Here is a 10,225-nt window from a genome sequence, read left to right as displayed (position 1 = left end):
CCTCACCCTCCCCCTTGTGGGGAGGGTCGGACGACGAAGTCGGCCGGGGAGGGGGGCGGGGCGTCTCCGTACCCCCGCCCCGGAGAGCAGACGCCGCTTCGCGCCGTCTGCTCTCCGACCCCCACGAGGGGGAGGGTAACGAAACCCGCATTGAGGTCGATGAAGTCTGCGCCACGCTCGATGTTCCGCTCGGGCCGGAGATCGGCCAATGCTGCGGCGGCCGCGTCGAGGTGTTGATCCGCCTCGTCGACGGCGTGCTGGAACAGCAGCTGATCGCCAAGGCTCAATCGGAAGAGGCGCACCGTCCACATGTCTACCTTTTCGGCGGCGGCCATGTCGGCCAGGCGCTGGCCGCGTCGCTGGCGCTGCTGCCGATTCACGTCGTCGTCGTCGAGACCCGATCGGAGGCATTGGAAGGCATGCCGGAAACGGTCGAGAAGCGGTTGACGCCGATGCCCGAAGCCGTGGTGCGCGAGGCGCCGGCGGGATCGGCCTTCGCCATCCTGACCCATGACCATGCGCTGGATTTCCTGATCGTCGCCGAGGCGCTGAAGCGCGACGACATCGCCTATGTCGGCATGATCGGTTCGAAGACCAAGAAAGCCACCTTCAGGAGCTGGTTCCTGAAGTCCGCCGATGGCAGCGAAGCCGAGTTCGACCGCCTTGTCTCGCCGATCGGCGGCAATGCCGTGAAAGATAAGCGCCCGCCGGTGATTGCCGCGCTCGCCGCCGCCGAGATCATGACGGCGCTGGTCGCGCATGCAACGGATGCGCCAAGCGCGGCCGGCGCTGAAAAGGCGATGGCCGGCTGATCCAGCCGGCCATGTAGGCAGGAAACGCCAGCTACTGGCCGTCGCGATCTTGGAAAGCTTGGGTTCCTCGTCCCACAAAGTGGGCTACGGCGCGGCTTGGCGCATGTATTGTTCAATGCAGCGCTGGTCGACCCCCACTCCGTCTCGGCTTCGCCGAGCCACCTCTCCCCCGATCGACGGGGTAGAGGAAAGGCGCCAAGCTTTTTGGCCTCAACACTCGTCCAGCAACGCTCCCTTCCTTTCCCTCCGGAGGGGGGAAAGGTGGCGCTGCGAAGCAGCGACGGACTGGGGGAACCACGTGGCAATCAAGCCTCGGCCTGCCAGTCACGCTAGTTACAGGTGCAACGCCGATCGCAGGTGTGACTGGCGCTCACCGCAGCTCGCCGTTTTCTTCATTTCCCAAAGCGGCCCGAAACGTATTTGTTGCGCCGCACAGACAACGGGGCCAGGAAACATGGACATTCTGCGCATAGCAGCCTTTTCGGACGGGAACACTGGCGGCAATCCGGCCGGCGTGGTGATCGGCGAGGCCTTGCCCGACGCGGCAGACATGCAGCGCGTCGCGGCCGAAATCGGCTTCTCGGAAACCGCCTTCGCGGCGCCCGAAGGCGAAAGCTGGCGCGTGCGCTACTTCTCGCCGGAATCGGAAGTGCCGTTCTGTGGCCATGCCACCATCGCGCTCGGCGCGGCGCTGGTCAGGAAGTTTGGTAACGGGGTCTTCGCGCTGATCCTCAATCAGGCGAACATCACCGTCGAAGGTTTTTGCGACGGCGCCAACGTCGCTGCCGCCCTGCAGTCGCCACCGACGCGCAGCCGGCCGGCTTCGTCGGAACTGATCGGCGAGGCGCTCGCCTTGCTCGGCTATGAGCCGGGCGATCTCGATCCCGCCATTCCGCCGGCGCTCATCCATGGCGGCGCCGATCATCTCGTGCTGGCGCTGAAGTCGCGCGAGGCGTTGGCTGCGATGGCTTATGACTTGAAGCAGGGCCAGTCCTTCATGCGGCGCGAAGGCCTGGTCACGATCCTGCTCGCTTACGCCGAGACGCCGCGCCTCTTCCACACGCGCAATCCTTTTGCTTCCGGCGGCGTCTACGAGGACCCGGCGACAGGGGCGGCGACCGCGGCCTTTGCCGGCTATCTGCGCGATCTCGGCTGGCCGCATGGCGGCGCCATCGACATCGTCCAGGGCAAGGATATGGGCATGCGCTCGCGCCTCCATGCCGACATCCCGCCGGCGCCTGGCAGTTCGATCAGGGTGTCCGGAACGGCGCGGCTGATGGATTAATCCCTACGTCGGCCGCTTGAGGCCGAGATGCTCGCGCAAAGTGCGGCCTTCATAGTCCTTGCGGAACAGGCCGCGCCGCTGCAGCTCAGGCACGACCAGAGCCGCGAAGGCGCCGAGTTCGCCCGGGAACCAGGACGGCATCACATTGAAGCCGTCGGCGGCGCCGCCTTCGAAGCGCGCCTGCAACTCGTCGGCGATCTCTCCGGCCGTGCCGACGATCCGCCAATGACCGCGCGCGCCGGCAAAGTATCGCGCCAGTTCGCGGATCGAGAGCCCGTCGCGGCGCGCCTGCTCGATGACCAGCGCCTGCCGGCTCTTCATGCCTTCGCTCTCCGGCAGCTCGGGCAGCGGCCCGTCGATCGAGTAGCGACCAAGATCGGAGATGCTGAGATAGCTGGAGAGCAGCGCCACGCCGACATCGTCCGGGATCAATTCCTGCAGCGCATCGTATTTCGCTTGCGCCTCGGCTTTCGTGGCGGCCACGATCGGCGCCACGCCGGGCATGATTTTCACATCGTCCGGCTGGCGGCCATAGGCGGCGAGCCGTCCTTTGAGATCGTCGTAAAAGGCCTTGGCCTCCTCGAAAGTCTGCGCCGCCGAGAACACGACATCGGCGGTGCGCGCGGCAAGGTCCTTGCCGTCGTCCGAGGCGCCCGCCTGCACCATCACCGGCGCGCCCTGCGGCGAGGGCGGTATGTCGAGCGGATCGCTCACGGAAAAACTCTCGCCGTCATGCCCGGCAGGCTTGCGGTTCCAGAGCCCGGTGATGACGGTGGCGAATTCGCGCGCCCGCGCATAGCGGTCGGCATGCGGCCGCAGCCCCGTCGCGCCGAAATTCGCGGCCTCGATCGGGCTCGCCGAGGTGACGAGATTCCAGCCGGCGCGCCCGCCGCTCAGATTGTCGAGCGAGGCGAACATGCGCGCCAGGCCGTAAGGTTCGTTGTAGCTGGTGGACGCAGTGGAAACCAAGCCGATGCGCTCGGTCTGCGCGGCCAGCGCCGAGAGCAGGCTGATCGGCTCGAAGCCGATCGAGCGTGACGTCTGGCTGGCGATCTGGACATTGGCCTCGCGCAGGCCGGCGGCGTCCTCGCAGAACACCATGTCGAATTTCGCGGCTTCAGCCGTGCGGGCGAGTTTTATGTAATGGCCGATGTCGATGCCGGCCGTGACATGCGCGTCCGGATGACGCCAGGCAGCGATGTGGTGTCCGGTCGCCCACAGGAAAAGGCCGAGCTTCATCTGGCGCGCAGTCATTTTGCGCCTCCTGTGCCGAGGCCAAGACGGGCGCGCAGCGTCGTGCCTTGCTGGCCCTGGCCGGCGAGGCCGTGGGGCTGGAGCTCCGGCAAAACGCGGTCGGTAAAATTCTGAAGCGCCGCGACATCAGCCGGCAAAACAAAATTGAAGCCGTCACAGCCGACCGAGACCAGCAAGCTTCGAAACCTGTCGATAGGCGGCTCGGATTCGATGGCGATCGTCAACAGCACCTTCACGCCTTCCGGTTTGCGGTCGGCGGCAAGCGCCCGGCGTCTCAAATCGGCGGTCGCAGCATTGGCGGCCTCGACCGATTGTTCCGCGATCAGAATGACGTCGGCGACGCGGCTCGCGAAGTCGCGGTCGGCCTCGTCTAAGCCAGACATGACCAGCACAGGCGTGTCTTGTGGCGAGCGCGCCACATTGAGCGGTCCGCGCACCGAGAAGAACTCGCCCTCGTGGTCGAGAACATGCATCTTGTCGGGATCGTGGAACCGGCCGCCTGCCTTGTCGAACAGCAAGGCGTCCGCATCCCAGCCCTGCCATAGTTTTTGGACGATGCCGATATATTCCTCCGCGCGTCGGCGAAAATCCTCGTCGGAGAAACCTTCCGGGCGGCTGAAATTCGCCGCCTCGCGCGGGTTTTGCCACAGCGTGGCATTCCAGCCGATGCGGCCATGGCTGATGATGTCGAGCGACGCAAACCGTCGCGCCAGATTGTAGGGCTGGTGCGCGAGCATCGAGGCGCCGGCCACCAGCCCGATCCTGTCGGTCACGGCTGCCAGAGCCGCCAGCAGCGTCGTCGCTTCGAATGGGCTGGTTGACGGCTCCCCGGCGGCGTCGGAAATGATGACCATATCCACACCGGCCGCTTCCGCCTGCCGTACGAACGCGCTGATCTGGCCGAAGTCCAGGATGTCTTTTCCCTCGGCGGCAATGTTCAGCGAAACGGCGAGATGCATGTGGCGGCCCTTCGGCTGCCCTGAAATCGGGCAGACGTCTGGTCACCAACCTAGGCCCCTCTTCGCGCATGGCAACGGGATCGAGTGGGCCACGAGGCTGTCATATGCCGACCAGCCGTCGACTGCATCGAGGCAGAGGCATTGGCCCGAATGTCGTGTTGGCGGCCACATGCTTCGGCGATTAGCTGCGAACCCTCCTCGCGGCCGTCATTCTATGGCGGAGCAAGGAGCGAAGCGACGCGGCGCAGACCATAGAATCCATTCCGTGACGTCGAGGCGCCGCCCAACGAAGCAGAATCTGCTCCGCTGCGCCCCACGTCGAAGGTCACGGAATGGATCCTCGGGTCTGCGCGCCGCTACGCGTCGCTCCGCCCGTGGATGACGACGTCACGGAGGCTTCGGCCAACCGCGACGCAACGCTGCCGGTCCCTTACTTCCCCGCCAGGATATCCTTGATCAGCCGCTGGCAGCGCTCGGCCATGAAGTCGAGCAGCAGCCGCACCTTCGGGTCCTGCAGCTTCTTGTGCGGATAGACGGCGGCGAACTGCACCGGCGTCGGCGGCGTCTGGGGCAGGATGACCTTCAGCCGGCGGTCGCGGATGAAGGGTTCCACCTCGAAACGCGGCTTGTTGATGATGCCGCGGCCCGACAGCGCCCAGCCGGTCAGCACGTCGCCGTCGTCTGTGTCGTAAGGGCCGTGCACCTCGAACTTCTGCTGGCCGCTCGGCGTCTGCAGCGTCCAGACATATTCGCGCGCGCCGGCATAGCGCAGCATCAGGCAGTCGTGCTTCCTGCCGACCAGTTCCTGCGGTTCGGCGGGCTCGCCGCGCGCTTCCAGATATTTCGGCGCCGCCACCAGCACGCGCTCGCATTCCATGATGCCGCGCATCCTGAGGCTGGAATCCTCGATGATGCCGAGGCGGAAGGCGACGTCGATGCCTTCCTTCATGATGTCGACATTGTGGTCGGAGAGCCTGAGCCGCACCTCGATGTCTGGATATTTGTCGTGGAAATCCGGGATACCGGAAGCGATCAGCCGCCGTCCGAGGCCGAGCGGCGCCGTAACCCTGATGGTCCCGCGCGGCTGGCCGGAAAGCGCCGCGACCGCGGCTTCCGCCTCGGTGATGGCGTCCAGCACCTGCTTGGCGCCGGTGTAGAACACCGTGCCGTGCTCGGTCGGCATCAATTGGCGGGTCGTGCGATTGAACAGCCTGACGCCCAGGTGCTTTTCCAACTCCTTGATGCGATTGGAGGCCACCGCCGGCGAAATACGCATGTCGCGCCCCGCCGCCGACAGATTGCCGAGCTCGACGACGCGGACGAAAACGGCGATGTTGTCGAGATAGGCCATGCGAGGTTCGTGGCTCTTAAACGGCTGCGAAGGGGCGAGCCTAGTATTTTCCATTTTTTTTTGAAAGTCATCGCGCACCTCGCCTCTTTTCGTTTGCGCGCCAGACCGTAAAGTCGCTCTCATCGGCAGGGACGAGTGCAATGACGGATTTCGCGATTTTCTGGGACTGGCTGAGTTTTGCGGTCCGCTGGCTGCATGTCATCACCGGCATCGCCTGGATCGGCTCGTCCTTCTATTTCGTTGCCCTCGACCTTGGGCTGCGCCAGCGTCCCGGCCTGCCCGCCGGCGCCTTCGGCGAGGAGTGGCAGGTGCATGGCGGCGGCTTCTACCACATCCAAAAATATCTGGTGGCGCCGGCCGAGATGCCTGAGCACCTCACCTGGTTCAAATGGGAATCCTACGCCACCTGGCTCTCGGGCTTCGCCATGCTTTGCGTCGTCTACTACGCCGGCGCTGATCTCTTCCTGATCGACCCGAACGTGCTCAACATCTCGGTGCCGGTCGGCATCCTTCTGTCGCTGGCCACCATCGGTGTCGGCTGGATCGTCTACGACCTGCTCTGCCGCTCACCGCTGGGCAAGAGCGACACCGGCCTCATGCTGGTGCTCTATTGCGTGCTGGTCTTCATCGCCTGGGGGCTGACGCATCTCTTCACCGGCCGCGCCGCCTTCCTGCATCTCGGCGCCATCACCGCCACGATCATGTCGGCCAATGTCTTCATGGTCATCATCCCCAACCAGAAGATCGTCGTCGCCGACCTGATCGCCGGCCGCAAACCGGACCCGAAATACGGGAAAATCGCCAAGCAGCGCTCGCTGCACAACAACTATCTGACCTTGCCGGTTCTGTTTCTGATGCTGTCAAACCACTACCCGCTGGCCTTCGGCACGCAGTTCAACTGGGTTATCGCCTCGCTGGTCTTCATCATCGGCGTGCTGATCCGGCACTATTTCAACACGGTGCACGCTCGCAAAGGCAACCCGACCTGGACCTGGCTGGGTGCTGCCGTGCTGTTCATGATCATCATCTGGCTGTCGACCGTGCCGAAGGTGCTGACCGGCGAGCCGAAGACCTCCGCCGCCTCCGCCGCCGCTCAGGTCTACATCGCCTCGGCCCATTTCCCGGCGGTGCGCGACACCGTGCTCGGCCGCTGCTCCATGTGCCATACGGAAGAGCCGGTCTATGAAGGAATTTACCATGCGCCGAAGGGCGTGCTGCTCGACACCGACGAGCGCATCGCCGAGCATGCGCGCGAGATCTACATCCAGGCCGGCCGGGCGCATGCCATGCCGCCCGCCAACGTCACCCAGATCACCGACCAGGAACGGGCCCTTCTGGTCGCCTGGTTCGAAGGCGCCGGAAAGTAAGCATGACAGCGAAAATTCTGCGCGGCCGCACGCTCTCCTTCCTGCGCTGGCCCGAAACGATCGACGACCATTCCGCCTGGCGCTACGAGGAGGATGGCGCCCTGCTGATCGACAATGGCGGGATCGTCGCCGCCGGCTCCTATGCGGATGTCGCGAAGAGGGCGGGTACAGGCGTCGAGACGATCGACCATCGTCCGCATCTCATCCTGCCGGGCTTCCTCGACGCGCATGTCCACGTGCCGCAGATGCAGATCATCGCCTCCTACGGCGCCGAGCTGCTCGACTGGCTGAACAAGTACACCTTTCCCGAAGAGTCGAAGTTCCAGAACGCGCAGCATGGCCGCCGCATCGCGCGGCTGTTCCTCGACGAGATGCTGCGGCACGGCACGACGACGGTCGCCGCCTATTGCTCGGTGCACAAATCTTCCGCCGAAGCCTTCTTCGCCGAGTCGCATGAGCGCAACATGCTCAACATCGCCGGCAAGGTGATGATGGACCGGAACGCGCCGGATGGCGTGCTCGACACGCCGCAGACGGGCTACGACGATACAAAGGCGCTGATTGCCGACTGGCACGGCAAGGGCCGCCAACTCTATGCCATCACGCCGCGCTTCGCCATCACCTCGACGCCCGAGCAGATGGAGATGGCCGGCGCGCTCTGCCGCGAGCATCCCGACCTGCACATGCAGACGCATCTGTCGGAGAACCACGCCGAGATCGCCTTCACCCAGGAGCTTTACCCCTGGTCGCGCGACTACACCGACGTCTATGAGCATTACGGCCTGCTCGGCAAGAAGAGCCTGTTCGGCCACTGCATCCATCTGTCGGAGCGCGAGGCGGATGCGCTGTCGCACTCGGGCTCGGTCGCGGTGTTCTGCCCGACCTCCAATCTTTTCCTCGGTTCCGGCCTGTTCGACTACCAGCGCTATCGCCGGCGCGAGAAGCCGCTCCGGATTGCGGCCGCCACCGATGTCGGCGGCGGCACCAACTATTCGATGCTGCGCACCATGGACGAGGGCTACAAGGTGATCGCGCTGAACGGCGAGAAGCTGAACCCGTTCCAGTCCTTCTGGCAATTGACGCGCGGCAACGCCGAGGCGCTGTCGGTGGCCGACAAGGTCGGCACGCTGGAGGAGGGCACCGATGCCGACATCGTCGTGCTCGATGCCCATGCCACGCCGGCGATACGGCTCAGGATGGAGACGGTGGAGACGCTGGCTGAGGAGCTGTTCCTCTTGCAGACGCTGGGCGACGACCGTGTTGTGCGCGAGGTCTATGTTGCGGGCCGTCCGGCGAAGAGCGCGATTGTCGCATAGATTAAATACGCTGGTCGCTTGACCCCGCGTCAGCCATCGGCCAAAGCGTGCGTCGACATTGACAGGGGAAACGCCATGGCCACCGCCGACGACATCGCTCTGATCAAGAAACAGGAAGCCACGCTGGTTTTCCCGGCCTTCGACGAGGCCGTCGCCTTCACGATCGGTTCCGCCATCAGGGATCGGGCGCTGAACGAAGACCTGCCGATCATCGTCGACATCAGGACCTTCGACCGGCCGCTCTTCTATGCCGCCATGCCGGGCTCCAACGCCTCCAATCAAGACTGGGCGCGGCGCAAGATCAATGTTGTGAAGCGCTATCTGAGAAGCACCTATCGCCTTGTGCTGGAGCAGCAGCGTCCCGACCGCACCTTCAAGATCGGCGAAGCGCTCGACATCGCCGATTACGTGCTCGCGGGCGGCGGCTTTCCGGTCACGGTCAAGGGGGCCGGGGTCATTGGCGTCATCGCCGTCTCGGGCCTGCCGGAGCGCGAGGATCATGGTGTCGTGGTCGATGCGATCTGCGCGCATCTGGGCGTCGATGCGAGCAAGCTCAGATTGCCGCCGGAAGACAAATGACCGATCCAAAAACCTTCCTCACCTCGATCTTCAACGCTGCCGTCGCCGCCGCCGACCCGGAAAAGACGATCCGCAATCATTTGCCGGCGAAGCCCAAGGGCCGCACCATCGTCATCGGCGCGGGAAAGGGCTCGGCGCAGATGGCGGCGGCCTTCGAGAAGGTCTGGGACGGCCCGATCGATGGCCTTGTCGTCACCCGCTACGGCTATGGCGCCAGATGCGAGCGCATCGAGATCATCGAAGCGGCGCACCCGGTGCCGGATGCCGCCGGCCTCGAAGCCTCGCGCCGGCTGCTGGAGAAGGTGCGGGGCCTGACTTCGGACGACCTGATCGTGGCGCTGATTTCCGGCGGCGGCTCGGCCCTGCTGCCGTCTCCCGCTCCGGGCCTTACCTTGGCCGACGAGATCGCCGTCAACGAGGCGCTGCTCGCCTCCGGCGCGCCGATTGCGGCGATGAACACCATCCGCAAGCATGTCTCGACCATCAAGGGCGGACGGCTTGCCGCAGCCGCGCATCCGGCGCGCGTGGTGTCCCTGGTCGTTTCCGACATACCGGGCGACAATCCGGCGCTGGTCGCCTCGGGGCCGACCGTGCCCGACACCGGCAGCCGCGCGGATGCTCTGGCCTCGATCGCCGCCTATGGCATGAAGCTTCCGGCTTCGGTCATGGCGCATATCAATTCGCCTGCCGCCGACGCGCCTCGTCCCGACGATCCGCGCTTTGCCGGCAACGAGGTGCATCTGACCGCCTCGGCGGGCGTGTCGCTCGAAGCCGCCGCCGCCGAAGCGAAGCGGCAAGGCATCGAGGCCGTCATCCTGTCGGATGTGATCGAGGGCGAGGCGCGCGAGGTCGGCGGCGTCCATGCCGCGATCGCGCGCGAGGTGGCGACCCGCAACCGTCCCTTCAAGAAGCCCGTGCTGATCCTGTCCGGAGGCGAGACGACCGTCACCTTGCGGGCCCCCGTTGACGGCATAAAGGGCAAGGGCGGCCGCAATTCCGAATTCCTGCTCGCCTTCGCCATCGGCATCGATGGCGTCGAGGGCATTCATGCACTTGCCGCCGACACCGACGGAATAGACGGCTCGGAAAACAATGCCGGCGCCTTCGCCGACGGCTCGACCATTGCGCGCATGCGCGCAGCAGGCGTCGACGCCAAGGCAATGCTCGCCGGCAACAACGCCTGGACGGCGTTCAATGCGGTTGGCGACCTGTTCGTGCCGGGGCCAACCGGCACGAATGTTAATGATCTGAGGGCGATTCTGGTTAGGTAGACTTGGCTCGGCCGGGCAGTGTTGAAGATCA

9 protein-coding genes are annotated in these 10,225 nt (G+C 65.1%); 6 read left to right on the top strand and 3 right to left on the bottom strand.

Going from position 1 to position 10,225, the window contains the following annotated elements:
• Nucleotides 1-812, top strand: an 812-nt coding sequence (xdhC, locus tag E5X34_RS11300; RefSeq protein ID WP_292564175.1) for a xanthine dehydrogenase accessory protein XdhC, incomplete at its 5' end; no start/stop codon positions are given.
• Between the two features lie 454 nt (nt 813-1,266).
• Nucleotides 1,267-2,097 carry a PhzF family phenazine biosynthesis protein gene (locus tag E5X34_RS11295; RefSeq protein WP_292564172.1) on the top strand — a complete coding sequence of 277 codons (831 nt, stop codon included), beginning with the start codon at nt 1,267-1,269 and terminating at the stop codon, nt 2,095-2,097.
• A 3-nt stretch (nt 2,098-2,100) separates the two neighbouring features.
• On the opposite strand, the gene E5X34_RS11290 is transcribed toward E5X34_RS11295, so the two are convergent.
• The 3 genes from E5X34_RS11290 to E5X34_RS11280 form a co-directional block, all read right to left on the bottom strand.
• A complete protein-coding gene (locus E5X34_RS11290; protein WP_292564169.1) occupies nt 2,101-3,351 on the bottom strand; it encodes an LLM class flavin-dependent oxidoreductase in 1,251 nt (416 codons plus the stop codon).
• A complete protein-coding gene (locus E5X34_RS11285; protein WP_292564168.1) occupies nt 3,348-4,310 on the bottom strand; it encodes an LLM class flavin-dependent oxidoreductase in 963 nt (320 codons plus the stop codon). Before E5X34_RS11285 ends, E5X34_RS11290 begins: the two co-directional genes overlap by 4 nt.
• 430 nt (nt 4,311-4,740) lie before the next feature.
• Nucleotides 4,741-5,661 carry a LysR family transcriptional regulator gene (locus E5X34_RS11280; protein ID WP_126063139.1) on the bottom strand — a complete coding sequence of 307 codons (921 nt, stop codon included), beginning with the start codon at nt 5,659-5,661 and terminating at the stop codon, nt 4,741-4,743.
• Nucleotides 5,662-5,801: 140 nt separating this feature from the next.
• Here E5X34_RS11280 and E5X34_RS11275 point away from each other — a divergent pair, with 140 nt between their 5' ends.
• From E5X34_RS11275 to E5X34_RS11260, 4 genes are all read left to right on the top strand, one after another.
• Nucleotides 5,802-7,028, top strand: a complete 1,227-nt coding sequence (locus E5X34_RS11275) for a urate hydroxylase PuuD (RefSeq protein WP_292564166.1) — start codon at nt 5,802-5,804, stop codon at nt 7,026-7,028.
• 2 nt (nt 7,029-7,030) lie between these two features.
• A complete protein-coding gene (gene guaD, locus E5X34_RS11270) occupies nt 7,031-8,344 on the top strand; it encodes a guanine deaminase (protein ID WP_292564163.1) in 1,314 nt (437 codons plus the stop codon).
• A 75-nt stretch (nt 8,345-8,419) separates the two neighbouring features.
• Nucleotides 8,420-8,923, top strand: coding sequence for a heme-degrading domain-containing protein (locus E5X34_RS11265; protein ID WP_292564160.1), 504 nt, complete (start codon nt 8,420-8,422; stop codon nt 8,921-8,923).
• Nucleotides 8,920-10,194 carry a glycerate kinase gene (locus E5X34_RS11260; RefSeq protein WP_292564157.1) on the top strand — a complete coding sequence of 425 codons (1,275 nt, stop codon included), beginning with the start codon at nt 8,920-8,922 and terminating at the stop codon, nt 10,192-10,194. The genes E5X34_RS11265 and E5X34_RS11260 overlap by 4 nt, the downstream gene beginning before the upstream one ends.
• Nucleotides 10,195-10,225 lie beyond the last annotated feature (31 nt).

The sequence above is a fragment of the Mesorhizobium sp. genome, from assembly GCF_004963255.1.
Classification (GTDB): Bacteria; Pseudomonadota; Alphaproteobacteria; order Rhizobiales; family Rhizobiaceae; genus Mesorhizobium.
This window is presented reverse-complemented; position numbering and strand designations above follow the sequence as displayed.

What these genes read in the sequence shown, in the direction of transcription:
- E5X34_RS11260 (WP_292564157.1), top strand. Translation starts at nt 8,920, where the DNA reads ATGACCGATCCAAAAACCTTCCTCACCTCGATCTTCAACGCTGCCGTC.
- E5X34_RS11290 (WP_292564169.1), bottom strand. Translation starts at nt 3,351, where the DNA reads ATGACTGCGCGCCAGATGAAGCTCGGCCTTTTCCTGTGGGCGACCGGA.
- E5X34_RS11265 (WP_292564160.1), top strand. Translation starts at nt 8,420, where the DNA reads ATGGCCACCGCCGACGACATCGCTCTGATCAAGAAACAGGAAGCCACG.
- E5X34_RS11275 (WP_292564166.1), top strand. Translation starts at nt 5,802, where the DNA reads ATGACGGATTTCGCGATTTTCTGGGACTGGCTGAGTTTTGCGGTCCGC.
- E5X34_RS11280 (WP_126063139.1), bottom strand. Translation starts at nt 5,661, where the DNA reads ATGGCCTATCTCGACAACATCGCCGTTTTCGTCCGCGTCGTCGAGCTC.
- guaD (WP_292564163.1), top strand. Translation starts at nt 7,031, where the DNA reads ATGACAGCGAAAATTCTGCGCGGCCGCACGCTCTCCTTCCTGCGCTGG.
- E5X34_RS11295 (WP_292564172.1), top strand. Translation starts at nt 1,267, where the DNA reads ATGGACATTCTGCGCATAGCAGCCTTTTCGGACGGGAACACTGGCGGC.
- E5X34_RS11285 (WP_292564168.1), bottom strand. Translation starts at nt 4,310, where the DNA reads ATGCATCTCGCCGTTTCGCTGAACATTGCCGCCGAGGGAAAAGACATC.